This window comes from Peptoclostridium sp. AF21-18 (assembly GCF_003478825.1).
In the GTDB taxonomy this organism is placed as follows: domain Bacteria; phylum Bacillota; class Clostridia; order Peptostreptococcales; family Peptostreptococcaceae; genus Peptacetobacter.
This window is the reverse complement of record NZ_QUGE01000009.1, coordinates 756-26187: the sequence shown is the minus strand read 5'-3', so window position 1 is coordinate 26187 and position 25432 is coordinate 756. Positions and strand designations below refer to the sequence as shown.

Genomic DNA, 25432 nt, shown 5'->3' with positions numbered 1-25432 from the left:
AAAATTAAAAAGATTTAAAAAGCTACAGATACGGAGGTTGTAAATATGGAAGCATATAAAGAACAATTTATAGACTTTATGGTTGAAAGCAAAGTATTAAAATTTGGAGAATTTACATTAAAGAGTGGAAGAAAATCACCATTCTTCATGAATGCTGGTGCTTATGTAACAGGTTCACAGTTAAAAAGACTTGGAGAATACTATGCTAAAGCTATACATGATAAATATGGAGATGATTTCGATGTGCTGTTCGGACCAGCTTACAAAGGTATACCACTAGGTGTAGTAACAGCAATTGCATATAGTGAATTATACGGAAAAGAAGTACGTTACTGCTCAGATAGAAAAGAAGTTAAAGATCATGGTGCTGACAAAGGTGGATTCCTTGGAAGTGAACTTCAGGATGGCGATAGAGTAATAATGATAGAAGACGTAACTACATCTGGAAAATCTATGGAAGAAACAGTTCCAAAAGTAAGAGGTGCAGCAAACGTTGAAATAGTAGGACTTATGGTATCTCTAGACCGTATGGAAATAGGAAAAGGCGGAGTAAAATGCGCTTTAGATGAAGTAAAAGAATTATATGGATTCGACACAAATGCTATAGTAACAATGGCAGAAGTTGTAGAATACTTATACAACAAACCATGCAACGGTGAAATAGTAATAAACGACGAAATAAAAGCTGCTATAGACGAATACTACAAACAGTATGGAGCAAAAAAATAATAATAAATTAAAGTAAAAAAAGATATATTAATATAAATTTTATATCTAATTTTCAATCATCCGCATAAACACTATACATTCAAGCATTTTGAGGTATAGAAAAACACTCATTTTACCACGAATTTACCACGATTGAATGAGCCTTGATATGACAATAAAATTACTATGGGAGATAGCACAAATAACTGTGTATCTCCCGATTTTCTTTTATACAGCTGATTACTTCACTCGTATTTCAAATTTCAAGATTGCTTTCATCATGTCTGTATAAATTTCTCCCTTTAGTTCTTCATCAACCTGCATAATGATTTTACCACTTTCAGAGTGGTAAAAAGGACGCAAGCATAACTTAGAAATATAAGCGTCATAAAACTTCAAAATTTCTCTGATTGCCACTTCATCTCCGCTTGACGCTCTGCAAATCAATTCAAGAGAGGGATAGCCATAATCTTTGCTCATTCTTTTAACTTCCTTTCGCTTAAAAGCGTTTTTAACTTCTTTAGTCCTCTACTTCTTCTGCTAAAAATAGCAGAACGTGACACATAGTACAGTTCTGAAATTTTTCTGTCGTTCATGCCTTGAAAATAACGCAATAAAATCGCACTACGCTGTTTTTCTGACAGTCTATGTAAAGCTGTACCGAGTGTTTCATCAGATACATAAATAGTAAAGTGCAAGACTTTAAATGATATACAATCATAAAAACAGGTATCGTTCGTTCCACGTTCAACTTGTTTCGTTTCTGCCATTTCACAAAACAATACTTCACGTTTAGAACATCTTGCAAGCTGTCTGTGTCGACTTTTTAATTTGTTCTTAATGACAATCAACATTAAAGAATTAAACTGTAATCTGACGATATGCTCGAAAGAAGATGTCCTCATAATCTCACCCCCCTTTCTGCTAATGCTGAAATATATAAACGGAATACCGCCTATACCATTTAGAAATACAAAAAAATGGTAAGAAAAAAGCCCACACAAAACATATATTTGTGCGAGCCTTAAATACTGTAATATTACTCTTTATCTTATAACGCTATTCCTTTTTATCAGATTTCAAATTTTCTTTTATCTCTCATTTTTTAGTCCTCTCATTTTTCATATCCTTAATCAAATATTATTTTCGTTTTTATCTTTATACATTTTTTTAATCAACCTAAACCCTGTTAAACAAGCTCCTAATAAGCATATCACTACTAAAATTATATAAACGTGTTGCATACCATAAATAAAGAACTCATCATGCCCAGCTACATAGTCTGATACTCTGTAACCTGCAATATTGCTCATAAAAAAGTACAGTAGAGTAGTAGATAAAGTTATTCCAACAGTCTGTCCTAAATTTCTCACTAAGGAATTTACGCTTCCGACAATACCGAGTTTACTTTTAGGACACGTTGACATGATAAGAGCATTGTTAGCAGGCTGAAAGATTGCCTGTCCAACTGCCATAATTGCAACAAATATAGCGAATAAAATAGTAGGAGAGGTTTCTGTCAGCCTTGACATTAAAAAGAACCCTAAACTCAATACTAACAGTCCAGTAAAAATAACCTTTTCAGACGTTACTCTATCAGAAATACTTCCAAATATTGGGGAACAAATTGCCAAAACCAAAGGGGATAGCATCATAAACAAGCCCGCATGGAATGGGCTTAACTTCAAAGTATTTTGCAAATAGAATGGTATTAAAATACTAGATGAAGCTATGCAGATAAAAGATGTTAATGCACACCCTAGATTGATTGAAAATTTTAAGTTTCTGAATATATCCAAATCCAAAAGTGGTTGATGTTGTTTCTTTTCCACATGAATAAAAAGTATTGCCAAGATGATAGATATGCCGATACAAACCATAATATACGGATTTAATTGTTCTGTCTGTTGCGATAAAATCAATGAGCCAAAGAACAAAAGTGTAACAGCAAACTGTAAAATAGCCCCTAGTACATCCAAATGTTCATGTTTTTTCTCCCCTCTTGGTAGGAACTTTAATCCCAATATAAATACGCTGATACCAAATGGAACATTGATATAGAAAATATAATTCCATTCAAATACAGACAAAATCATTCCTCCTATTGACGGTCCGACCATATTTCCTATTGCAACAGCAGTTACTAAAATACCTAAGGCTTTTCCTCTACTTTCTTTCGGAAATAGTTCAGTAATGATACCGTGGTTATTCGCCATATATGCCGAAGCTCCTATCCCTTGTAAGAATCGACATATAATCAGGACAACAAAAGAATTACTTAAACCGCATAACAAAGATGAGACGGTAAAAAGGACAGTTCCAAGTTGAAATATTTTTGATTTTCCACAAATATCTCCCAAGCGCCCCCAAAATAATATCGTTGAACAAATAATAATAGAATAACTGGCGATTACCCATTCAACAGCCGATATAGTTACATTCAGTTTTTCTGAAAGGACAGGCAGTGCTACATTAACAATACTTGAGTCTAACGTAGCCATAAAAGTCATTGCAATTACAGCGATTAGAACAATTTTTCTTTTTGTCGTTTCACTATGAATTGATTTATTATTCATAACAATTCTCCTTATTAGTATTATTTTGTGATTTACAATGCAAGCCACATATAATATAATAGATATATATGCATATAATTTCAACAACTACATTGCTATATATTAGCACAATTTTGATATACGAGGTCGTTATGAATAATAAAGATAATTATTTTAACAGGGTAGGACAAGAGAGCTTTGTTGATATTTTTAAAAAAGCAGATATTAAAAATGGACAAAACTTCCCTAGACATTGGCATGAACATTTACAAATTTATTACTTTATCAGTGGAACAGCTAAATTAGAGTGTGGTAAAAGTAATTTTAAAGTACAAGCTAATGATTTAGTCATTGTAAATCCTAATGAGTTACATTATTTAGAAAGTACATCAAATAATTTGGTTTTTTATACCATAAGGTTTGAACCCTCTTTCCTTTTTAGTAATCATGTAGATTTATTGCAAACAAAATATTTAACTCCTATTACTTTAAATAGGATTGAATTTAACAATTTAATTCGAGATGATACAGAGCTAATAGAGTTAGTAAAAAAAGTCCTAATGGAATACTTCAATAAAAAAACAGGTTACGAATTGGCAATAAAAGCATGTATTTATTATTTGGTAGTTATACTATTAAGAAACCATGTTCAGTGCATTCTTACACAATCAGAGTTAGTTGAAAAAGAAGCTACCCTTATAAGATTTCAACCTGTATTTGAAATGATTGAGCATAAGTATAATGAAAAAATAACATTATCCGAACTTGCAAATATAGTGGGATTAAGTGTTCATCATTTTTGCCGTAGTTTCAAACAATTAACAGGAAAAACTACAACTGATTATATAAACAATATACGCTTAGATAAATCAATCTACTATTTGAAACAAACAGATTATAATATCACAGAAATTGCTTTAATGTGTGGATTTGAAAACAGCAATTATTTTAGTCGAATATTTAAAAAGTATCATTCCATTTCGCCTAGTCAATATAGAAATTCGTATAGAAATTTAGCCGTAACTACATAAGTGGCTACGGCTAAATTATTTTGTTTATACAATCCTCCAGTTGCTATCTTTATGAAGCGTCAGTTCATACTGCGATACTTGTGTTGCTTTTGTCTGATTTACCACAAATCAACTTTTATCCTTTTTTGCCTCTTGATTACCCACCACAGAAAAGAAAAAGCCCTGTCAAGAGCCCAATGTCATTAAGTTAGTAGAAAAACATAAAGACCTCAATATTAGAAATAATATGGGGTCTTTTTATTTTATAAAAATGTTGACAAGAATTAAAAAATGTGTGGTCGCTTTCGCTATTAAATGTTAATGAAAGAGTGAAAGCGACCCTTGTAATTAGGGAAATCTTAATTACAAGGAGGTCACATATGAAACCTAAAGATATAAAAAAACTATTATTTTCAGAAATAAATTCTGTTTCAAAAAAATCAGATGATTACTGTATATCATCAGGAAAGGATTTTACTAGAAAGCGAAAGCTTCCATTTGAAACAGTTATAAAAACAATTATAGGTATGGAAAGTAAAAGTATGACTAATGAACTTATTAATATTTTTGATGCTAATCCAAATATGCCTTCGGCTTCTGCATTTGTTCAACAAAGATGCAAAATTAAGCCGGAAGCATTTAAAGATATTTTTAATAATTTTTCTTCAAATTTAGTTAATGAAAGTGATGAAAATCTTCGTATTCTAGCTGTTGATGGTACTGATGTTCAAATAGCTACTAATCCTAATGATTTATCATCATTTCATCAAGGAATTAATGGTAGAAAAGGTTATAATCTTATTCATTTAAATGCTCTATATGATATAAAAAATCATATTTATACAGATGCAGTTATACAAGGAAAAATAAATTATAATGAACATAGAGCATTACAAAAAATGATAGACGAATCAAATATAAAAAATGCATTAGTTATCGCAGATAGAGGTTATGAATCATACAATAACATGGCACATATACAAGAAAAAGGATGGTATTTCTTAATCAGAATAAAGGATGGTAAAAACGGTATTAAAGCAGGTTTAAATCTTCCTAAAACTAATGAATTTGACGAAAAAATAAATCTTAAACTGAGCCGTAGGCAGACAAAACAAACAAAAGAACTGTTCAAAGCCAAAAATCAGTACAAGTTTTTACCAGCAAATTCAGAATTTGATTATCTTAAAACAAAACAAAGAAAACATGACCCATTAGAATTCTATAATCTTAGTTTTAGAATAGTTCGCTTTAAGGTAATGGATAATCTTTATGAAACAGTACTTACAAACTTAGATAGTGAAGAATATCCTCCAGAAAAACTAAAAGAACTATATGCTTCAAGATGGGGAATTGAAACATCATTTAGAGATTTGAAATATACAATTGGTATGTTGAATTTTCATTCAAAAAAGGTGATGTGTATTCATCAAGAAATTTATGCACATCTTATAATGTATAACTTTGCAGAAATGATTACCTCTCACGTAGTCATTGAAAAAAAGCAAAGAAAATATACTTATAAAGCAAATTTTTCAGTCGCTACGCGTATGTGTCGACTGTTCTATCATGGAAAAACAACATCACCTAATTTAGAAACCATCATAGCAAGAAATATCATACCTATAAGACCCGATAGGCATCGTGAGCGAAAGCTCACAGTAGAAGTATTTCATGGTTTCATATATAGGGTAGCATAAATCAGCTAAAATGTCATAAAATTTTTTAGACAGATTTTTATCTGTCTTATTTGTGTGTTTAAAATATAAAAATAGCAGGAAAGCAAAAATCTTTCCTGCTATTTTTCTTTTAGATAACCTCATTAACAATGCTAACTTAATGACATTGTTGTAATCAACATCCTTTTTTATTTGTGTAAAATCAGCTTAAATCAAAATTTGGCAAAGCTATTGATATTATGTAGCATATGAGTTATATAGACAAAACTCTTTCGACAATCTGGAGACGCGTATTTTAGTTGCAACAAAATTATTTCTTAATCACGCATCGAAGCTGGAGAGGAGTTTGTCTATATCTCATATGCTTAGCATAGTAACAAAGGGTTGGCAAATTTTGATTTAGACTACAATACTGCAAGCGCCCCACAACCGCTAAATGTGTTACTCTAACGGGGTGGGGGCGCTGAAGCCTGGAGCAAAGAGCAGTTATACTCTTGTCCTGTTTATTTATGCGAAGATTACAAATTTCGCTACTAATGTTATTATAGGTAAACTTATCGCTGTTCTAACCAAGAATACTACAAGTAAATCTTTTAGATTTAATGGTATATCTGATTTAAGAACAACTGCACCTGTTTCTGTTAAATATATCAGCTGAGATATTGATAAAACACCGATTATAAACTTAGTAACCTCAGCTATTCCATCAACTGATACCATTATAGAAGGTAGGAACATATCTGTAAATCCTACTAAAACTGCTGGAGCAGCTTCTACTGCATTTGGTATAGCTAATAATTTAAGTATAAATACTATTGGATAAGATATTATTGTAAAAAATGGAGTGTATTCAGCAACGATAAGCGCTAGAGTACCCCAAGCCATAACAAGTGGAAGTAATCCAAAGTACATATCTATAACAGTCTTACATCCGTTTAATATTATATCTCCAAAAGAAGGAGAAGTTTCAGCTCTTTCAACTGCTTTTTTAAGACCGAATGCAAAAACATTTTCTCCCTTAGGTATAACTTCTTCCTTAAGATGTTCAACACCCATATAAGTAGTATCCTTAAACTTGCTAAGAGGATATATTCTAGGCATTATAAGTGCACAAGCTAATGAAGCTAAACAAACTGTACCGTAGAATGGAACAAATATATCCATAAATCCAAGCTGGTCAGCTATTACTGTAGAGAATGGAAGTGAAACAAGTGAGAAACAAACTGCTATTATTGACGCTTCTTTAGCAGTGTAGAATCCCTGTTTGTACTGAGTATCAGTTATCATAATTCCAAGTGTACCATCTCCAAGCCAAGAAGATATTGCGTCTATTGCTGATCTTCCGGGAACTTTGAACAGCTTATACATAAATTTAGATATTAAAGTACCAAATAAATCCATTAACCCAAAGTCAACAACTAAAGGAAGTAAGAAACCTGATACTAAGAATATAGCAAGTAAGCTTGGAAGCACACCTATCATAGTACCTCCTGTCACATCAGAATGTATAAATTCTGGACCTACTTTGAATATTGTCATGAAAATAAATATTGCACCAAGTATTCTAAATGTTAACCAGAATGGTGAAACCTCAAGAACACCTCTTAAAAAATCATTTTTAACTTTTATAAATTTACTCATAATTGAGAAAATAGCAGATGCTATGATTACTACAAGTGCGATGTAGTTCATATAATCGGCAAGTAAAATTTTTATAAGTTCAGCTAAAAAACCTATCCCTATATTTACCGATGAAAGACCTTCAATAGGGAACATGCTTCCGTATGGCAGTGGTATTATGAAAAGAATCATACCAAATAGCGACGGAATAAAGAATTTGAAAAATCCAGCAGCTGTTATGGATTTTTCATTCGTGTTATTACTCAAAATAATCCCTCCTAAGAACTTAGATTTTAAATATTTTTATGAAATTTAATTTTTATTAATAAATATTCTAAAAGTAATATTATCTTTTTAAAATAAATCTCTTTTAGACTATAATAAACAAATTTAAATTACATTAAAAAAGCCTTTGAAAAAACTTTCAAAAGCTAAGTATAAGTTTATCGTATTTTTACTATAAAGTCAACGAAAATAGTGTATAATTGTAATTAACAATTAATACTTCATTGACGATGAAAGTTGAAATAAAAATTGTATAATATTGGCGATAATTTTAAATCAGAAAGGATTGGTTTGATGATACTTATAAAGAATGGTAGACTTGTAAACCCAGCGACAAACACAGATGAAGTAATGGATGTCGCAATAGAAAATGGAAAAATATTAAAAGTAGGAAAAGGAATTGAAGAGAATGGATTTGAAAAAGTAATAGATGCAACTGGAAAAATAGTTGCTCCAGGACTTATAGATGTTCACGTTCACTTTAGAGATCCAGGATTTGAGCATAAAGAAGACTTATTAACAGGTTCTGCATCAGCTGCAAAAGGTGGATTTACTACAGTTGTATGCATGGCAAATACTAAACCTGTTGTAGATAGTGTAGAAGTATTAAACTATGTACAGAACAAAGCGGAATTAGTTCCGATAAATATAGTTCAGGCTGCTGCAATAACAAAAGGATTCTTAGGAAAAGAATTAGTAGATATGAAAACTCTTAAAGAAGCTGGAGCACTAGGATTTACTGATGATGGACTTCCAATAAATGATACAGCTCTTGTAATGAAAGCTATGGAAATGGCAAAAGAATTAGATGTGCCACTAAGCTTCCATGAAGAAGATCCTTCATTAATAGGAAACCCTGGTGTAAATGCAGGCGAAGTTGCAAAAGAATTAGGACTTGTAGGTGCTCCAAATGTAGCAGAAGACGTAATGGTTGCAAGAGATTGTATGATGGCAATGAAAACAGGAGCAAAAGTAGACATACAGCATATAAGCTCAGGAAATTCTGTTGATATGGTTAGATTTGCAAAACAGCATGGTGCAAGAGTGTACGCTGAAGCATCTCCACACCACTTCACATTAACAGAAGACGCTGTTAGAGAGCACAAAACATTTGCAAAAATGAACCCACCTCTAAGAACAGCTTGGGATAGAGATAAAATAATAGAAGGTTTAAAAGACAACACAATAGAAATAATAGCTACAGACCACGCACCTCACACAACTGAGGAAAAAACTGGCGAATTCCAGAATTGCCCAAGTGGAATAATAGGACTAGAAACTTCTTTAGCATTAGGAATAATGTCTTTAGTAAATGCAGGACATCTTACATACCTTCAGTTAATGGAAAAAATGTCTGTAAAACCAGCAGAATTATACAACTTAGATACTGCAAACATAGCAGAAGGAAAACCAGCAGATATAGTAATCTTTGATCCTAATGAAAAATGGATAGCAGGTGACTACGCTTCAAAAGCAGAAAACACTCCATTTACAGGAGTGGAAATGACAGGTAAAGTAAAATACACTATATGCAACGGAAGAATAGCTTACGAAGATAAATAAAAAATCTTATAAAGAATAAACGAAAAAATTTAATATGAAATAAAAAAGTGGTGCTGTTTTAAGAGTGTTTTACACATTCTTTGGCAGCACCATATTTATAACTAAAGGGGGAAGAGGAATGATAGTATACTTTACAGGTACTGGAAATAGCAAATATATAGCAGAAAAAATAGCAAAAATAACAGAAGATGAACTGATAGACTCTACAAAATATATAAAAAACAACGAAAATCCTACTTTTAGCTCAGAAAAACCACTTGTATTTGTCTGTCCAACGTACGGTTGGAGAATTCCGAGGGTATTTGATGAATTTATAAGAAAATCAAACTTTGAAGGAAATAAAAAAGCATACTTTGTTATGAACTGTGGAAGCGATATAGGAAACGCAGAAGAAACAATATCAATATTATGTAAAGAAAAAGGTTTTGAATTTATGGGTATCAAAGAAATTATAATGCCTGAAAACTACATAGCAATGTTCCCAGTTCCAAGCGAAGAAGAATCAAAAGCAATAATACAAAAAGCTGATCCTATTATAGAAAAAGCAGGCGATGAGATAAAAGAATGTAAAAAATTTGAAGAGAGAAAACTAAGAGTATTTGACAAAGCAAAGAGTGGATTTGTAAATAATATATTCTACAAAAAATTTGTAAAGGCAGATAAATTCTATGCTAAAGATAATTGTATAGGTTGTGGAAAATGCGAGAAACTTTGTATGCTAAACAATATAAAATTAGTGGATAATAAGCCAGTTTGGGGAAGTGACTGCACACATTGTATGGCATGTATCTGTAATTGTCCTGTTGAAGCTATAGAATACGGAAAGAAAAGCGTAGGAAAGAGAAGATACCTTTGCAAATAGAAAAATTTTTGTTAATGTAATAATAGAATTCTTTAAATTGAAAGGAGGATTTTATGCTTACGATAGGAATTTGCGATGACGAAAAAGAAATAAGGGAAAAAATAAAAAATGTCGTCGAAAAGACTATGTTTGACGACGACAGAGATTATAAAATAAAGACATTTTCTTCTGGTGAGGAGCTGCTACAGGAGAATGTCGGTGAAATAGATATACTATTTTTGGATATAATTATGGGCGATATAAATGGAATGGATACCGCTAGAAAAATTAGAGAAAATGATAAAAATATGGAGATAATTTTTATCACATCTTTAGTTGATTATATATCTGATGGCTATGAAGTGAGAGCGTATAGGTATCTATTAAAGCCAGTAGATGAAGATATAGTAGCAAAACATTTAAAATCGTGTATCAAAGATGTAGAGGAGAGCAAGGGAAAGTATTTAGTTGTAAAATCTGATGATGGGATTAAGAAAATATATCAGCGAGATATACTTTATATTGAAGTTTTAAACAGAAAAGTAATCATACATTCAGAAAAGGGAAACAGCGAAACGAGACAGACATTATCTGAGATAAAAAGCAGCCTAGATTTGGATATGTTCTACCAATGTCAAAAGAGCTTCATTGTAAATCTCGATTATATAAACAAAATCAAAGGTTATACGGCTGTTTTAGACAACGGTGAAGACATACCTATTGGAAGAACTAAATATAAAGATCTCAAAGAAAAATTCTTCTGGCGCTTAGGCGGTGGTAATTAGTGGGAAAAATATTTAGAGAATTTATATATCTATTTAGTGTAGTTAATGTATTTTTTGTATTTAACACCGTAGTCGAGTACAAAAGAGATGCGCAAATATCTAAAAAAAGAAATATAACTGTGCAGCTTTTTATGATAGCTATTACATACATACTAGTAAGGGAAATCAGAATATGGGAAATATATACAGGAAGTGGATTTATACCGTATAGAAAAATGGTATTTAGAGATTTCTTGATAAGATTTCTTTCAATGGGTGAAATTAAGGGATATATTGTAGTAAGGTGGATGTTCAACATACCATTTTTACTACTTTTAGCAAAAGTATATAAGAAAGAATACAATATAAGTTGCATAAAATCAGCATTTTTATTCGTAATGACTACAAAATACCTTTCACTAATATGCGATGTGGTAATTCCAAGAATACTATTTATAATTTGGAAAAAGGACTCTATTTCTTCAGACATGGTTACAAAATTGAGCTTGCAAGAATGGAACTGGTTTGATTTTTCTGTTATATTAATCGCTTTTCTTGTATTTCTATTTATGCTTGGAATTGTGAAGATTATAAAAAAACTGGTAAACAATAATAGAGTATATGTGTATGGGATAAATATACTATTGATGAACGTAATAATATTATTCGTTTTAGAGTTTTTAAACGTAATTTCTATAGGGAAGATAGGTTTTATATATGGAAAATTATTGACATCAGAAAGGCATCTACTACAAATACAGGTACTTCCAGATTTAATTTTCTTAAATCTAATAATGACCATATATCTAGTTATTATGATTAAAAAGGAAAATGATGAAAGAGCAAAGCAAGATTTGATGAATAGCAAACTAAAACTTCAAGAAGAATACTATTCTAGCCTTGAAGAATCTCAGATGCAGGTGAGAAAATTGTACCACGATATGAAAAATCATCTTGAAAATATAAGTAATCTCAATCAAAACAGCGAAGAATCAAGGCAGTATATAGATGAATTGAAGGAACAATTAAATAATAGCAACGATGTAAAAAGCACTGGAAATGCTATAGTAGATATAATTTTAAACGAAAAGAAAAAAGTTTGTATCAAAGAAGGTATAGATTTTGAAACCAATGTAAACTCTAAGGAATTGAGCTTTATGAAGAATGCAGATATATCTAACATTTTCTCAAATGTGTTAAACAATGCGATTGAAGCTTGTCAAAAGATTGAGAATGGAGAGAAATATATTAAACTTGAGGTGTATAAAATAAAGCGGTACTATGTAATATACTGTGAAAACAGTAAAACAAATAAGATAAAAAGAGCAGGAAGTAGATTTATCACGGAGAAAAAGGACGACTTTGTCCATGGAATAGGAATTAGAAGTATTGAAACATCTGCAAAGGCTTATGATGGAGATGTTGTGATAGACTATGATGATGATAAATTTATGATAAAAATATTAATACCTTTAAACTAATGGAAATAGAGGGACTGTTGCATAAATTGCAGCAGTCTTTTTATTATTATAATCTTTTATAAATTTACTATATGCAAGAGTGGATAAATCAAAATTTGCTAATCCTTTGTTATTATGAAAGCATATGAGATATAGACAAACTTCTCTCCAGGCTTCAGCGTGCGTGTAAGTAATATGTATTGTTGTGAATAAAATACACGCTTGCAGATTGTCGAGAGAGTTTTGTCTATATAACTCATATGCTAGATACCATTAATAGTTTTAGCAAATTTTGATTTTATCCACTTTTTTAGTTAGTAAATTTATAAAAGATTAAATAATAAAAATGTACTGTAATACAATATACTATAACAGTTACAAGATTGTTCAACATCAAGTTTATTTATGAATTTACTATATAAAAACTGTATAAAATCAAAATTTATAGGGATAATAGCTAACTTGGTAGATTGAAGGTCATAGACAAAACGAACTCGACAATGCAACTTGATTGCCTGGAGAGGAGTTTGTCTATGACTTCAATCCCCGAGAGATATTAACGTATAAAATTTGATTTTATACAGTTTTTTTACCGTTTAGGCACATTTTCATACCATTCGCGCACAATTTAATTATTTAAGAAAATAAAATGATAATATGATTTTATCGAATAGTTAAATGAGGAGTGTGAATAAATATGGTATTTAGTAGCTTGCTTTTTATATTTTTATTTTTACCGATAACACTTTTAATGTATTATGGGGCAAAAGATAAGTGGAAAAATATAGTTCTTTTTATAATGAGTTTACTTTTTTATGCGTGGGGAGAGCCTGTGTATGTCTTACTTATGATATTTTCAACAATTGTGGATTATACACATGGAATGAAAGTAGAAGAAAATTTAAATAAAGGAAATAGAAAAAAAGCATTTAGATATGTAATATCTTCGGCGATTATTAATCTAAGTTTGCTTGGATTTTTCAAATATGCTGATTTTATAGTATCTAATGTAAATATTGTATTCAATACAAATATTCCTTTACTTCATTTACCTCTTCCAATAGGAATATCTTTCTATACATTCCAGACAATGTCATACACAATAGATATTTACAGAGGAGATGCAAAAGCTCAAAAAAGCATAATAGATTTTGGAACTTATGTTGCACTATTCCCTCAGCTTGTAGCAGGTCCTATAGTACGCTATCAGACTGTAGCCGACCAAATAAATCAAAGAATTCACTCAGAAGAAAAATTTGCTGATGGTGTAAATAGATTTTGTATAGGTTTAGGAAAAAAAGTCATATTGTCTAATCAATTAGCTGTTGTGGCAGATGGAGTGTTTAATGCAGCTATTGGAAATATATCGGTATTGGAATCGTGGTTAGGAATAATCTGTTATACATTACAAATATATTTTGATTTTAGTGGATATTCAGATATGGCTATCGGTCTTGGGAAAATGTTTGGATTTGATTTTTTAGAGAACTTCAATTATCCATACATATCTAAAAGTATTTCAGAATTTTGGAGAAGATGGCATATATCTTTAGGAAGTTGGTTTAGAGATTATGTTTATATACCATTAGGTGGAAGTAGAGTATCAAAGTTAAAGATATATAGAAATATATTTATAGTTTGGTTCTTGACAGGAATGTGGCATGGAGCAGAATGGACATTTGTAATATGGGGACTTTTATATGGATTGATAATAGCAATGGAGAGAGCCTTTTTGAATGAATGGCTGGAAAAGAGGTCTAATGCTTTCAGACATATATACGTATTATCTACAGTAACATTATTGTTTGTAATATTTAGATCTTTAACAATTGGAGATGCACTAGACTTTTATAAAGTTATGTTTGGATTATCAAATAATCCAATAGTAAGTAATCAATTATACATATATATTATAGACTACTGGTATGTGATAATAGCAGCTATGATACTATCAACTCCAGTAGTAAAAATAGCAAAAGAATATATAAATTCAAAAATAGATGTAAATGAAAGTAAGAGTTTACAGATTTTATACGGGCTAAGTCTGAGTATGTGTGTATTAGTATCTACAATAATGCTTTGTAGTTCTACATACAATCCGTTTCTATATTTTAGATTTTAAAAAATATTGAAGGGAGAAGAATAGAAAATGAAAAAGAATAGATACATAATAATTCCTTTTTTGGTTATAATAGTTACATTTTTTGTATTTAATACTATTTCTCCAGATAAAGAATACAGTAAAGTAGAGAATAGAACGTTGAGTAAAAGACCTAGCTTAGAAAAAGTAGGAGGAGAAAATTTTTCAAAAGAATATGAAGACTATTATAATGACCAATTTGTATTTAGAGATTTTTTAATAGGTGTAAATACAGTTACAGACTATATTCTAAACAAGACAGAGGTTGGGAATTACTATGTTGTAGATAATAACTGGATTTTGGGAAAATTTCCAAATGTATTTAATGAAAAGCGACTTAATAGATATTCAAATGCTATAAATAAATTGGCTAAGGTTGGAAAAAGTGAAGGTAAGGATGTTTATTTTGCTATGACACCGCACAAAACTAATGTACTTAAACATATTTATCCAAAGTACATAGAAACAAGCAGCATAGATAAGAATATTAAGGGATTTGAGGATAAACTTAATAAGGAAGTTATAAATTATATAGAGATGGATGATTATATGATGAACAAATTTAGTAAAAAAGAATTGGAAAGTATGTATTTTAAAACTGATCACCATTGGAATGGAAAAGGAGCATTTGAAGGATTTAAAAAAATTATAGAAGAGATGGATTTGGATATAAGTTCAGAAAATTTAAAAAATATCTTTAGTAAGTATAAAGAAGTAACTGTAGATAGTAAAAAATTTAATGGAAGTTATAACAAAAATATATGTATGGTTGTAAGAGAAAAAGAGTACCCAGATTATTTAACTATTAAAGAAAATAAAAATAACGATGTTGAATACTTTTTAAATGGAGAAAATGTTAAGGAAGAAGATGTAATTGCTACGAGTAGACATGAAGAAGAATGGGATTATGGAGGAGCGTATTCTCGTGGAGCACAGATGAATATATTAAAAATAAAGAATAAAGATGCATTTTCGGATAAAAAGATATTGGTAATTAGAGATTCTATGCAAGGAGCGACTACTTGGTTGTTTAGAGATTTTTTCAAAGAAACAGAGTTAATTGATTCTAGAAATATATCAGATATCAAAAAAAATTATACAGAGATTATAAAAGAGAGCGATGCAGATATAGTATTGTTTATGTTTAATAGTTCGGGGTTTGACTCAATGATAAATGAAATGATAAAAAAAGGTATATAAAACTACCATTCAGGCACATTTTTATACCATTCAGACCAAATTTATAATATATAAAAAATAAAATGATATTATTTAATTAATCAATCACACAAATAAATTATAAAAAATTTTTCTAAAAAAGAGGTGAGAATATGAAAAATACAAACTTAAAAAAACTTACCAAAAGCAAAATGCTTATGGTATTTATATTTGCTTTAATAGCGGTTGTACTAATACTTGGAGTAGATGCGGTAAAAATTTCAAAGAGTAAAGATGAAGCAGATGAAATACAAAAGTCATATGGAATCTACCACACAGAATATGTTGGTATAACTGAGGAACAGATTTTGAGTCTTTTCAAAGAAAAAGATATTGAAAGAATAGACAACATTCAAAACTTGGGAGAAATTTCTACAGCTGATGGTTCAAAAGTTGAATTAAAGTCATTTGAAGGAAGATACTACGCAACTACACAGTATTTTGCTATGAAATCTCAAAAGCTTGTTGGGAAACAGGCTAGAAACAACAACGAGATTGTACTAGATGAAGAAGCAGCAAAGATTTTGGGAGTAGGTGACGATCTTGGAAAAGAAATTAATGTAAATCTTGAAAAAGAATACACAGATAAAAACGGAGAAAAGAAGACATTTAAAGAGAATAAGAAATTCAAAGTTGTCGGATTTGTAAAGAAAAGATACGAGGACAATACAAAAGTTGAGTCCAACATAAATAGACGGATAGCTTACACTTACGGAAATGGTAATGAAAACGTGCAAGGTCTTATATGGAATAAAGGACAAGAGCTAATTCCAGATGAGGCTGTTACATACGATGTGATATTAAGATTTAAAACAGGAAAAGAAAATCATATTGGCTCAAATGTAAATCTTGAAAAGAAAGTTGAGCAGGTAGGTGCTAGAAGTAAAATAGGAAAAGATAAAATATATCCAAATAGTAACTACATAAATAAACTTTCAAAAATAAGCATTGATTCAGAAAAATTGTGCAATAAAGGAAAAATAATTATTGTAATACTGGCAATATTGGCTGTAGTTGAAATAATTTACGCCGTATACACAAGAAAAAAGAGGTGAGAACATGAAAAATATATACTCTAAACTATCAATCAAATACCTTACTAAAAACAAGAACAGAACTGTGATGATGTTTTTAGGGGTAATTGCTGCGATTGCTTTGATATTTGGGCTAAACACAGTAAAAATTTCTCAGAGTATGAACAAAGCAAATGCACTGAAAAAAGTATACGGAAGCTATCACACAGAATACGTTGGAATAACTTTAGATCAGTTGAATAAACTAATGGGAGATGAAGATATTGCATCAATAGACGATGTTCAAAACCTAGGTGAGATAGTAACAGACAATGGTTTAAAAACAGAGCTAAAGTCTTTTGAAGGAAAATATGTCTCAGCACCATACTACTTCTCTATGAAATCTCAGGAGCTTGTTGGGAGAAAGGCTAGAAACAACAATGAGATTGTGCTAGATGAAGAAGCAGCAAAGATTTTTGGAATAAAGGACAAGCTTGGAAAAGAAATAACTGTAACTCTTAAAAAAGAATATACAGATAAAAATGGGAAAGAGCAGTTATTTACAGAGAATAAAAAATTCAAGGTTGTGGGAATTGTAAAAAGAAAATATGAGGACAATATAAGAGGAGCTGTTGAAGTAGGTGCAGAGATGAGTCGCCGGATAGCGTACACTTATGGAAATGGCAGCGATGAATTACAGGGAATTTCATTTACAAAAAATCAGAGAATAATTCCAGATGAGGCGGTAACTTACGACTCTATAGTAAAATTTAAAACTGATAAAGCTAAGTCATTTAGAGAAAGTATAGCAGTTGGAAACAAAGTAGAACAAGTTGCTATGAGAAATGGAATAGGAAGACCTACATTCTATCCAAACAGCAATTATATAAGTGAACTTTCAAATATACAGTTTTTACTTGAAAATATGTACGACAAAAATAATATGATTATAATACTAACTGTAATACTTCTTATATTTAATATATTCAACATAATGTGGGGAGAAATTATAAAAGAAGTTAGCCTACTTAGACTGGTTGGAGCTACTAAGAACAAAGTTAGAATGATGATAATGTATCAGTCGGCGATAATTGCGGTAATAGGAACAATTCTTGGGATATTAGTTGGAATAGTATTTTCAAAAGTTGGATTAATGGTGTTTAAGGATGCTAGTTTAACGGCACTTAAAATAAAACCTAAGCTATACATAGAAAGTGGAATACTAGTCCAGACAGTAGTTGTATCTCTGATTTCTGTAGTAATAGCAACTATTCCGCCGATTATAAAAATAGGAAGAGTATCTAGCTTAAATGCAGTTAGAGATATTTCAACACATAAGAGAAGAGAAAAACAGGGTGTATTTGGTAGATTTTTACAGAAAGTATTTGGAATATATGGATACATGGGAATGAGAAATCTAACTCTTAAAAAAAGCAGAACATTGATTTCTGTTATCTCGATAGCACTTGGCGGATATATGATAATGAACACATTCACATCTATGATGGGAGAAATAGACAATAATATAACTGATATATATTATAAATACGATATAGAAGCAACTCCTGGAGTAAGCAACGATATAGATACTTTTGGAATTGATAAGAAATATGTCGAAAGTTTGAATGGAATGAATGAGGTAGAATCTATAAATGCAAGATTTGACGGAGAGGCAAATGTGCAGCTTAAAAAGGAAAGTGCAAATAAGAGAGCTTTAAAATACTACGGAATAAAGGAAACAGATAACATAGACCTTTTAAGTCACATGAGATTTTACACTAATGATGCAATTGACGAAAGAATGAAGGATTATATAAAAGATGGATCTCTTGACAGTATAAAACATACAAAAGATGGATATGTAAATGTTGCAGTTTTAAATTATTTCTATGATCCTATAGACACGCATACATATCACGAGGTTATAAAAGGGCTTAAGGTTGGCGATATAATCCCAATAAATGTAAATTATCACAATGGAGATAAAATAGAGAGAAAGACAATAAATATCAGAGTAGGTGCGCTTATATCTCAAAGCTGGTTAGGTTATGGAGATCAGCTACTTCCATCTAGGGTGGAGCTGATAACATCTGATAGAAATATGAAAGCTATATTTGGAAAAGAAACATTTAATAAAATAGGAATAAACCTTAAAGATTCAAATACTGATGCAGAAAATAAAAAGGTCATAGACTATGTTGAAGATAATATACCAGCGCGGATAAGTAATAGATTTAATTTTGAAAAAGAGCAAAGGATGGCAGAGTTAGAAATGAGAAAAGAAGCGATAATAAGTTTAATTCTTATCGTTCTTATATCTATTTTAAATATATTCTGCACAGTTAGAGCTAATTTAATAATTAGAAGAAAAGAGATATTCACAATGAGAGCACTTGGAATGGATGTTTCAGGTATGAAGAAAATGAATAGGTTTGAAGCATTAACTTATGGTGTACTTAGCTCAATTGTGGGAATAGCAATAGCTGTTGTAAGTCTTTTGAAAATGGTTAAATGGCACAACGATGCGTATGTAAACTTTGGAATAGAGCATTTTATGGACTTTACATTTCCAACTGGAGGAGCGCTTGTATTTGTAATAACTACAATTATAGCTTGTTTGGTTGCAGTTTCTCTAGCAAATAGAGAATTTGCAAATAAGGAAATAGCAGATGGAATTAGGGATTTAGATGATTAAATTTTGATAGAATAAATTGATTTTAGACTTTATATTGCCATTTGTACCGATTTTTATACCGTTTAGGCAGTATGTATTGAAGGTAAATATTTAAAATGTTAATCTAATCGTAAATAAATGGCAGATAAATTTTATTCGCTAAATAAATTTTGGTGAATATAGAGGAGATGATATTTTATGAAAAAGACGTTAAAGATAGAAGGTTTGAAAAAATACTACGGAAAAGATGAGAGCCTTGTTAAAGCTGTAGACGGAATAGATTTAGAGATTGAAAATGGAAAATTTACAGCGATAATAGGGACATCTGGATCAGGAAAGAGTACACTTCTTCACTGTATAGCTGGACTTGATAAGCCTACAGATGGGAAAGTTTTTCTAGGGGATGAAGATTTATACAAGTTGAGTGATAGCGAGCTTTCTAAGATAAGAAGAAAGGAATTTGGGTTTATATTCCAGAGTTTTAACTTAATTCCTGTGCTTAGTGTATACGACAATATTGTGTTACCAATTCTTTTGGATGGCTCAAAGGAGGATCCAATCTATATTGATAGTATTATCAAGAGTATGGGACTTGAGGAGCAGGTGAAGAAGTTTCCAAATGAGCTTTCAGGTGGTCAGCAGCAGAGGGTTGCAATAGCTAGGGCACTTTCTAATAGACCATCAGTTATATTTGCTGATGAGCCTACTGGAAATCTTGATAGCAAGACAACTGATGAAGTTATGCAGGTGCTTAGAGATACTGTCAATGATTTTGGTCGGACACTTGTGATGATAACTCATAACCAGGAAATTGCGGAAACTGCGGATAGAATAGTGACTATTAGTGATGGGAAAATTATAAGTGATAAGTAAATACGGGGAAAGATAAAAAAGACCATTTCGTCTACAGGCTTCAGCTACGGCTTTTTGCCTTCGCTTGCAGATTGTTGACGGAAATGGTCTTTTTTTTATCTTTCCATATATTTACTACTCACAGAAAGGGAGGAGTATATCTGCATATACATCCTCCCTTTTTATCAGTTTTTATTTACACTCGCAAATTTTGAAGGAAAACCTATTGAAATATTTTACTAATAGGCATCAAATAAATTTTAACATTTTGATAGCATTAGTTTTATATCCATTCCATTCTAATTTTATTTTTTCACAAGGGATAAAACCTTGTTTTTTCCAAAAATCAACTGCGTTATGATCATAATTATACACAACATCAATTCTAACTTTATTGGCATGATTCTCTTTAAAAAGCTTTTCTAACTGATTATATACTATACTACCAAGACCTTTTCCTTGTTGATTAGCATCAATCATTAGCAAAGATAAATAAACTTCTTCTGATATTTTAAAATCACATATTCCAATTATATTACTCATACAATCTTTTATAACTAGAGAATTAAATCCAATATTTTTCATTTCTTTAATTTCATTAGTTATAAATTCTCTAGAAACTTCGGTAATACCCATATGATTTTCTAAAAAATGTGTATTAGAATTATAAATATCTAAAATTTTATCTATATCAATTTCAGTTATTGTATCAATTTTATAATTAGACATAAATATCCTCCAATTTTGTGTATTATCTAATGATTAAATAATATTTAATATGAAATTTTGAATTACACTTGTATAAAAATAGGCTATCACATTAATTGATATAAATGCAATAGCCTATTTTATTAAATTTTCTTTATTTTGTGATAATAGGTTTGCCATCTTTATCCAATAGAGGTGTTAATCCTCCACCAAAGCCACTTGCGATGAAGAGATAGTTTACTCCTGTTTCTTTGTCAACTAATATTGTTTTTTCGCTTTTTAAACCTGTTTCTTGATAAATAACTTCAAATCTATCTTTTTTACTCATTTAGGAACACCTCCTAAGTTAAAAATTATTTTTATTTACTTACATTATAATCACAAATAATCCAGTAGACAATAAATATACTGAAATATTTATTTTATCTTTAGAATATTTAGAAAAATTTAATAGAAAGTTATATAAAAGGATCAATATATCCTAAAGTAATAGCCTTATTATAAGCTTCAATAGAATTTGTAGCTCCTAACTTTTCATAAATATTTTGGAGGTGATTATAAAGAGTTCTTTCGCTAATATATAAATTTTTAGCTATTTCATGCCTACTTTTTCCGGTTCCAATGGCTTTAATAATTTCTACTTCACGCTCAGTTAGTGAATCTATTAGAGGGGATAAAGTAGTTTTATAACCACTATTAATATTAATAAGCTTTTTTATTAAATCGTCAGAAGAAGTGGATTTGTCAATATAGCTTACGGCACCCTTTTTAATGGCTTCTTGTTTATAAATTGGCATATCATATGAGGAAAGCATAACAATTTTCAAATCTGGCTGTTTATTATATATACTTTCTATTAAATCAATACCAGAACAATTTGATTTTTCTCGTAGATTGACATCAAGCAATAAAATATCCCACATATCTTTAGAAAGAATATCCCAAAAGTCTGATTCATTACTTACATAGTAGCAGACAGAGATTTCATTACTATCTTCTAAAAGTCTACTTAGACTTTCTCCAAATATTTTGTGATCATCAAATAACAATATTTTCATTTTTTATCCTCCTAAAACAACTATTGTGGTTAGAATTCCATTATTTTCTAAGTAATTAATATTACCGCCAGTACCTTTTATTAAGAGCGTTAAAAATAATAGACCTCCTTTTGAAGAACGGATGCTTTCAATATCACCTGGTTTTACACCATCATTTTCACAAGTAATTACGATATTATCATCTTCATTTAGAGATATTTCTAAATAGATAAAAGTTGCATTAGCGTGTTTATAAATATTATTTACAAGTTCCTTAATTATCTGCATAGTTTGATTTAAGTTATTATATTTTTTTAAAGCAATCATTGATTCCTTATCAATATTAAAATCTAGGAATATATTTTTATCTGGATATAGTTTTTTTATAGAGGTAAATATGTATTCAATATGCTCCCATGAAGAGTACCCATCAAATATATTAGAAGAATAGAAATTCATCATGTTTCTAACTCTAACCTCTAAATCAGATAATATAACTTTTGTATTATTAATATCTGGTGAACGAAGTGACAAAAGATTTTTGGCAGCGCAAATATCTTGAATAACATCATTATGGAGTATTCTTGAAAAATCATCCCTTTCATTTGCAATATAATTAGTTAATTCATAGTACTTTGTTAATTCATTATAATGATCCTCCATGTCATCGAGATGAATAATAGCAAAAGTTTCAAATAACAGCATTATAAGTTGAAAAAATACATTGATTTGCAGTGTAGATAAACCAAAGCAGAAGAATACAACTGTGAATAATGGAATTATAAAAACAAGAATATATTTTGCTTTTGTTTGAGTAATTGGAAGAATATTAATTTGTTTAAGATTTATATATCTATAATCAATAAAAATTCCTAAGAATATGCCTAATAATATAGTTATAGTAGAAAGAATTTTTAGATTAAAAAATGACATTGTAATAGCCAAACTTCCAAATAAAAAACTAATTATCCTTCCTTTACTTGAGTTAGTTTTTATTATCATTATACCTAAAAGTAATTCGAAAAATAGAAATACACAAGCATATAAATTAGAAAAGCTACTATACATTAAAGATGCAATAAATGATATAGAAAGAACATTCCAACTATATTCAAATATTGTTGTTTCTTGTCTGGATGCCATTACATGAAGGTAGAGTAAATTGAAATAATAAAGTAATATAGCAATTGATAATAAATTAATCGTTCCATCATGTGTAATTACTTTATTCATTTTATCAAGTATAACCCATAAAGTAATAATTCCTGCATGAAGAAATAAGTATGTATAAAAGTGCTTATCTTTCATTTAATATTTCTCCTCTCTACTAAAATTCGTTGTTTAAAAGTATGATGATACAATATGCTCTTTATTTAATAAACATAAAATACATATAGTCAAAAATATTATACTCACTAAAGAAAATAATAGCAAGACCAATGCATTTTCAGTTTTTATAAATAAAATATATTTTAAAATAGTTATAAGAATATGAACTAGTGTTGCAAATACAGGAATAGTTTTAAACCAATTCATATTTCTGATCCAAAGGATAATAATATTTATGAATAAAGAATATAACATACAAAGCATCAGGAAATAAGTGTTTAATAATAATATAATATTTGGCATGTTAATACAAACTATAAAAAGAAGTGGAAATAAAAGGAGAATAGTTGCTAGTAATAAAGATAGAGTATTTTCAATTATTATACTTTTAAGTTTTATACCATTGGCAAGTTTCCATTCTATTCTCCTTGTAATTTTTTCTTCTTGCAGCATAGATTTGCTTATTTCACTGGCAAAGAATATAAATAAACATATATATCCATCAAGTAGAAGGTATTCTATATTAATATTAAATAAAATTTCTTTTGAAAAATCATTTAAGTTCATTAAAGAAAGTGTTCCAAAGAAAGTTGCTATTAAACTCATAAATATAAAATTCCAATTTAATATCTTTCTAATATTTAAAACTATTAAATCCATTCGCTATCACTCCTAATAATAGTCTCGTTGTTTATATTGTGAAGCTTTAGGTAGCTAATTATTATAAATATTATGCAAAGTATAAAGTTTATTGCAATAATAAAATATTCAACACCGATATGATACTGATTTACAAATAAGATAATTTTTTCAGATAACATAGAAATTAAATAAACGAGTGCAAAATTACAGAAGAATAGAATATTTTTAAATAATTTTACGCGTTTTACATCAAGGACGATTATATTCAAAGTTAAAATTTCACAAAAGCTGAGAATAATAGTACTAAGATAAACAAATACAATAGTTCCAAAGTCAATTTTCCAATTTATGAAATAATAACAACTCATAAAAATAAAGAAAGGTATAAGCCCTGAAAAACGGAAAATCTGAATTGAATAATTTTTTATAATTTCTTTTATATCAATTCCTGAACCTATAAAAAATTCAATTCTTCGGCTCAATTTATCTTTTGCTGTTAAATCTACAACCATAGAATGAATTGCTCCCCTCTGAGTGGACAAGTGAAATAAATAAATTCACTTTAAACTTAGAAGGGAGCAATTTTTATGCCTAGAAGTAATGTAACCGCAAAACAAAAATTAGATGCAGTAAAAAAGATTCTTTCTGGCGAAGAAAGTCGAAGACATATTCGGCAGATTTATGGTGTAGCTCATTCTTCTGTCGAAGAATGGATTTTAAAATATCAAATAAAAGGAGAAAAAGCTTTTAGTGATAAATTTCAAAAAGTTGAATATTCAAAGGAAGTTAAAGAAGCAGCAGTTAAAGCATATTTAAATGGTGATGGTTCACAAAATGAAATTTGTAGAATTTATGGACTTAATTCAAGAAGTCCACTTGAACAATGGATAAAGGAGTATAATAGTAATAAAGAACTAAAATCTTCTAAATCTATTGGAGGAACTATTATGACTAAAAATAAAAAAACTAGCTTTGAAGAAAGAGTTGAAATTGCTCAATATTGCATTAAATTTGGACATAGTTACAGCGAAGCTGCTGAAAAATATAACATATCATATACACAAGCACGTAGCTACGCTCTTAAATATAAAGAATCTGGCAAGGATGCTCTAAAAGATAAAAGAGGAAAAAGAAAATCTGAAGATCAATTAACAGAAGTAGAGCATCTTCGCAGAGAAATAAAACGATTAGAAAATGAAAAAAGACAGGCTGAAATGGAGATAGCTTTATTAAAAAAAATACAGGAAATAGAGAGGAGGTGAGTTTGCAGAGAGTACGAAATAATTATATATACACAGCTATAAAAGAAGTACATGAAAAACATCATTATCCAATAA

23 protein-coding genes and 1 pseudogene are annotated in these 25432 nt (G+C 29.8%); 13 read left to right on the top strand and 11 right to left on the bottom strand.

Going from position 1 to position 25432, the window contains the following annotated elements:
- Window positions 1–45: 45 nt before the first annotated feature.
- On the top strand, window positions 46–729 hold the full coding sequence (pyrE, locus tag DWX74_RS05705) for an orotate phosphoribosyltransferase (RefSeq protein WP_006440274.1): 684 nt from the start codon (window positions 46–48) through the stop codon (window positions 727–729).
- Window positions 730–948: 219 nt separating this feature from the next.
- Here pyrE and DWX74_RS05700 read toward each other — a convergent pair whose 3' ends face one another.
- The 3 genes from DWX74_RS05700 to DWX74_RS05690 form a co-directional block, all read right to left on the bottom strand.
- Complete coding sequence (locus tag DWX74_RS05700) at window positions 949–1188, bottom strand: helix-turn-helix domain-containing protein (protein ID WP_118549108.1); 240 nt, start codon at window positions 1186–1188, stop codon at window positions 949–951.
- Window positions 1185–1613 (bottom strand): sigma factor-like helix-turn-helix DNA-binding protein, encoded by a 429-nt coding sequence (locus DWX74_RS05695; protein ID WP_118549107.1) that lies wholly within the window; start codon window positions 1611–1613, stop codon window positions 1185–1187. Before DWX74_RS05695 ends, DWX74_RS05700 begins: the two co-directional genes overlap by 4 nt.
- Before the next feature lie 228 nt (window positions 1614–1841).
- Window positions 1842–3284: an MFS transporter gene (locus tag DWX74_RS05690; protein ID WP_118549106.1), complete on the bottom strand. Its 1443-nt coding sequence runs from the start codon at window positions 3282–3284 to the stop codon at window positions 1842–1844.
- A gap of 131 nt (window positions 3285–3415) precedes the next feature.
- Between DWX74_RS05690 and DWX74_RS05685 the strand changes: the two genes are divergently transcribed.
- Complete coding sequence (locus DWX74_RS05685) at window positions 3416–4294, top strand: helix-turn-helix domain-containing protein (RefSeq protein WP_118549105.1); 879 nt, start codon at window positions 3416–3418, stop codon at window positions 4292–4294.
- A 24-nt stretch (window positions 4295–4318) separates the two neighbouring features.
- Here the strand turns inward: DWX74_RS05685 and DWX74_RS11420 are convergent.
- Window positions 4319–4402, bottom strand: a pseudogene (locus tag DWX74_RS11420) (conjugal transfer protein); the annotation flags it as partial.
- 251 nt (window positions 4403–4653) lie between these two features.
- On the opposite strand from DWX74_RS11420, the gene DWX74_RS05675 reads away from it, so the two are divergent.
- Window positions 4654–5970 (top strand): IS4 family transposase, encoded by a 1317-nt coding sequence (locus tag DWX74_RS05675; RefSeq protein ID WP_118549104.1) that lies wholly within the window; start codon window positions 4654–4656, stop codon window positions 5968–5970.
- Between the two features lie 486 nt (window positions 5971–6456).
- Here DWX74_RS05675 and DWX74_RS05670 read toward each other — a convergent pair whose 3' ends face one another.
- A complete protein-coding gene (locus DWX74_RS05670; RefSeq protein WP_286164228.1) occupies window positions 6457–7836 on the bottom strand; it encodes a YjiH family protein in 1380 nt (459 codons plus the stop codon).
- A 312-nt stretch (window positions 7837–8148) separates the two neighbouring features.
- Here DWX74_RS05670 and DWX74_RS05665 point away from each other — a divergent pair, with 312 nt between their 5' ends.
- The 9 genes from DWX74_RS05665 (at window position 8149) to DWX74_RS05625 (ending at window position 20400) form a co-directional block, all read left to right on the top strand.
- The gene (locus DWX74_RS05665) at window positions 8149–9417 is read left to right on the top strand and encodes a dihydroorotase (RefSeq protein ID WP_118549103.1); all 1269 of its coding nucleotides are present in this window, start codon (window positions 8149–8151) and stop codon (window positions 9415–9417) included.
- Window positions 9418–9535: 118 nt separating this feature from the next.
- On the top strand, window positions 9536–10279 hold the full coding sequence (locus tag DWX74_RS05660) for an EFR1 family ferrodoxin (RefSeq protein WP_118549102.1): 744 nt from the start codon (window positions 9536–9538) through the stop codon (window positions 10277–10279).
- Between the two features lie 53 nt (window positions 10280–10332).
- Complete coding sequence (locus DWX74_RS05655; RefSeq protein ID WP_118549101.1) at window positions 10333–11043, top strand: LytR/AlgR family response regulator transcription factor; 711 nt, start codon at window positions 10333–10335, stop codon at window positions 11041–11043.
- On the top strand, window positions 11043–12503 hold the full coding sequence (locus DWX74_RS05650) for a sensor histidine kinase (protein WP_118549100.1): 1461 nt from the start codon (window positions 11043–11045) through the stop codon (window positions 12501–12503). The genes DWX74_RS05655 and DWX74_RS05650 overlap by 1 nt, the downstream gene beginning before the upstream one ends.
- Before the next feature lie 811 nt (window positions 12504–13314).
- On the top strand, window positions 13315–14604 hold the full coding sequence (locus tag DWX74_RS05645; RefSeq protein ID WP_330415635.1) for an MBOAT family O-acyltransferase: 1290 nt from the start codon (window positions 13315–13317) through the stop codon (window positions 14602–14604).
- Window positions 14605–14631: 27 nt separating this feature from the next.
- Window positions 14632–15822, top strand: coding sequence for a DHHW family protein (locus tag DWX74_RS05640; protein ID WP_118549098.1), 1191 nt, complete (start codon window positions 14632–14634; stop codon window positions 15820–15822).
- A 131-nt stretch (window positions 15823–15953) separates the two neighbouring features.
- Complete coding sequence (locus DWX74_RS05635) at window positions 15954–16895, top strand: ABC transporter permease (RefSeq protein WP_118549097.1); 942 nt, start codon at window positions 15954–15956, stop codon at window positions 16893–16895.
- A gap of 4 nt (window positions 16896–16899) precedes the next feature.
- Window positions 16900–19548 carry an FtsX-like permease family protein gene (locus DWX74_RS05630; protein WP_118549096.1) on the top strand — a complete coding sequence of 883 codons (2649 nt, stop codon included), beginning with the start codon at window positions 16900–16902 and terminating at the stop codon, window positions 19546–19548.
- A 177-nt stretch (window positions 19549–19725) separates the two neighbouring features.
- Window positions 19726–20400: an ABC transporter ATP-binding protein gene (locus tag DWX74_RS05625; protein WP_118549095.1), complete on the top strand. Its 675-nt coding sequence runs from the start codon at window positions 19726–19728 to the stop codon at window positions 20398–20400.
- Between the two features lie 228 nt (window positions 20401–20628).
- Here DWX74_RS05625 and DWX74_RS05620 read toward each other — a convergent pair whose 3' ends face one another.
- From DWX74_RS05620 to DWX74_RS05595, 6 genes are all read right to left on the bottom strand, one after another.
- Complete coding sequence (locus tag DWX74_RS05620; protein ID WP_118549094.1) at window positions 20629–21108, bottom strand: GNAT family N-acetyltransferase; 480 nt, start codon at window positions 21106–21108, stop codon at window positions 20629–20631.
- A gap of 133 nt (window positions 21109–21241) precedes the next feature.
- Entirely contained in the window at window positions 21242–21415 is a 174-nt protein-coding gene (locus DWX74_RS05615) for a DUF6440 family protein (protein ID WP_118549093.1), read from the bottom strand.
- A 130-nt stretch (window positions 21416–21545) separates the two neighbouring features.
- A complete protein-coding gene (locus DWX74_RS05610) occupies window positions 21546–22145 on the bottom strand; it encodes a response regulator transcription factor (protein ID WP_118549092.1) in 600 nt (199 codons plus the stop codon).
- Between the two features lie 3 nt (window positions 22146–22148).
- Window positions 22149–23432 carry a hypothetical protein gene (locus DWX74_RS05605; protein WP_118549091.1) on the bottom strand — a complete coding sequence of 428 codons (1284 nt, stop codon included), beginning with the start codon at window positions 23430–23432 and terminating at the stop codon, window positions 22149–22151.
- Between the two features lie 33 nt (window positions 23433–23465).
- Window positions 23466–24113 (bottom strand): hypothetical protein, encoded by a 648-nt coding sequence (locus DWX74_RS05600; RefSeq protein WP_118549090.1) that lies wholly within the window; start codon window positions 24111–24113, stop codon window positions 23466–23468.
- On the bottom strand, window positions 24104–24607 hold the full coding sequence (locus DWX74_RS05595; protein WP_118549089.1) for a hypothetical protein: 504 nt from the start codon (window positions 24605–24607) through the stop codon (window positions 24104–24106). The genes DWX74_RS05600 and DWX74_RS05595 overlap by 10 nt, the downstream gene beginning before the upstream one ends.
- A gap of 75 nt (window positions 24608–24682) precedes the next feature.
- On the opposite strand from DWX74_RS05595, the gene DWX74_RS05590 reads away from it, so the two are divergent.
- Window positions 24683–25357 (top strand): helix-turn-helix domain-containing protein, encoded by a 675-nt coding sequence (locus tag DWX74_RS05590; RefSeq protein ID WP_006439901.1) that lies wholly within the window; start codon window positions 24683–24685, stop codon window positions 25355–25357.
- Window positions 25358–25432: the final 75 nt, after the last annotated feature.

Bases quoted from the DNA above. Each gene is read 5' to 3' on its own strand.
- DWX74_RS05685 (WP_118549105.1), top strand. From the start codon at position 3,416: ATGAATAATAAAGATAATTATTTTAACAGGGTAGGACAAGAGAGCTTT.
- DWX74_RS05675 (WP_118549104.1), top strand. From the start codon at position 4,654: ATGAAACCTAAAGATATAAAAAAACTATTATTTTCAGAAATAAATTCT.
- DWX74_RS05660 (WP_118549102.1), top strand. From the start codon at position 9,536: ATGATAGTATACTTTACAGGTACTGGAAATAGCAAATATATAGCAGAA.
- DWX74_RS05655 (WP_118549101.1), top strand. From the start codon at position 10,333: ATGCTTACGATAGGAATTTGCGATGACGAAAAAGAAATAAGGGAAAAA.
- DWX74_RS05600 (WP_118549090.1), bottom strand. From the start codon at position 24,113: ATGGATTTAATAGTTTTAAATATTAGAAAGATATTAAATTGGAATTTT.
- DWX74_RS05595 (WP_118549089.1), bottom strand. From the start codon at position 24,607: ATGGTTGTAGATTTAACAGCAAAAGATAAATTGAGCCGAAGAATTGAA.
- DWX74_RS05665 (WP_118549103.1), top strand. From the start codon at position 8,149: ATGATACTTATAAAGAATGGTAGACTTGTAAACCCAGCGACAAACACA.
- DWX74_RS05610 (WP_118549092.1), bottom strand. From the start codon at position 22,145: ATGAAAATATTGTTATTTGATGATCACAAAATATTTGGAGAAAGTCTA.
- DWX74_RS05605 (WP_118549091.1), bottom strand. From the start codon at position 23,432: ATGAAAGATAAGCACTTTTATACATACTTATTTCTTCATGCAGGAATT.
- DWX74_RS05590 (WP_006439901.1), top strand. From the start codon at position 24,683: ATGCCTAGAAGTAATGTAACCGCAAAACAAAAATTAGATGCAGTAAAA.
- DWX74_RS05690 (WP_118549106.1), bottom strand. From the start codon at position 3,284: ATGAATAATAAATCAATTCATAGTGAAACGACAAAAAGAAAAATTGTT.
- DWX74_RS05615 (WP_118549093.1), bottom strand. From the start codon at position 21,415: ATGAGTAAAAAAGATAGATTTGAAGTTATTTATCAAGAAACAGGTTTA.
- DWX74_RS05695 (WP_118549107.1), bottom strand. From the start codon at position 1,613: ATGAGGACATCTTCTTTCGAGCATATCGTCAGATTACAGTTTAATTCT.
- DWX74_RS05625 (WP_118549095.1), top strand. From the start codon at position 19,726: ATGAAAAAGACGTTAAAGATAGAAGGTTTGAAAAAATACTACGGAAAA.
- DWX74_RS05630 (WP_118549096.1), top strand. From the start codon at position 16,900: ATGAAAAATATATACTCTAAACTATCAATCAAATACCTTACTAAAAAC.
- DWX74_RS05620 (WP_118549094.1), bottom strand. From the start codon at position 21,108: ATGTCTAATTATAAAATTGATACAATAACTGAAATTGATATAGATAAA.
- DWX74_RS05700 (WP_118549108.1), bottom strand. From the start codon at position 1,188: ATGAGCAAAGATTATGGCTATCCCTCTCTTGAATTGATTTGCAGAGCG.
- DWX74_RS05640 (WP_118549098.1), top strand. From the start codon at position 14,632: ATGAAAAAGAATAGATACATAATAATTCCTTTTTTGGTTATAATAGTT.
- DWX74_RS05635 (WP_118549097.1), top strand. From the start codon at position 15,954: ATGAAAAATACAAACTTAAAAAAACTTACCAAAAGCAAAATGCTTATG.
- pyrE (WP_006440274.1), top strand. From the start codon at position 46: ATGGAAGCATATAAAGAACAATTTATAGACTTTATGGTTGAAAGCAAA.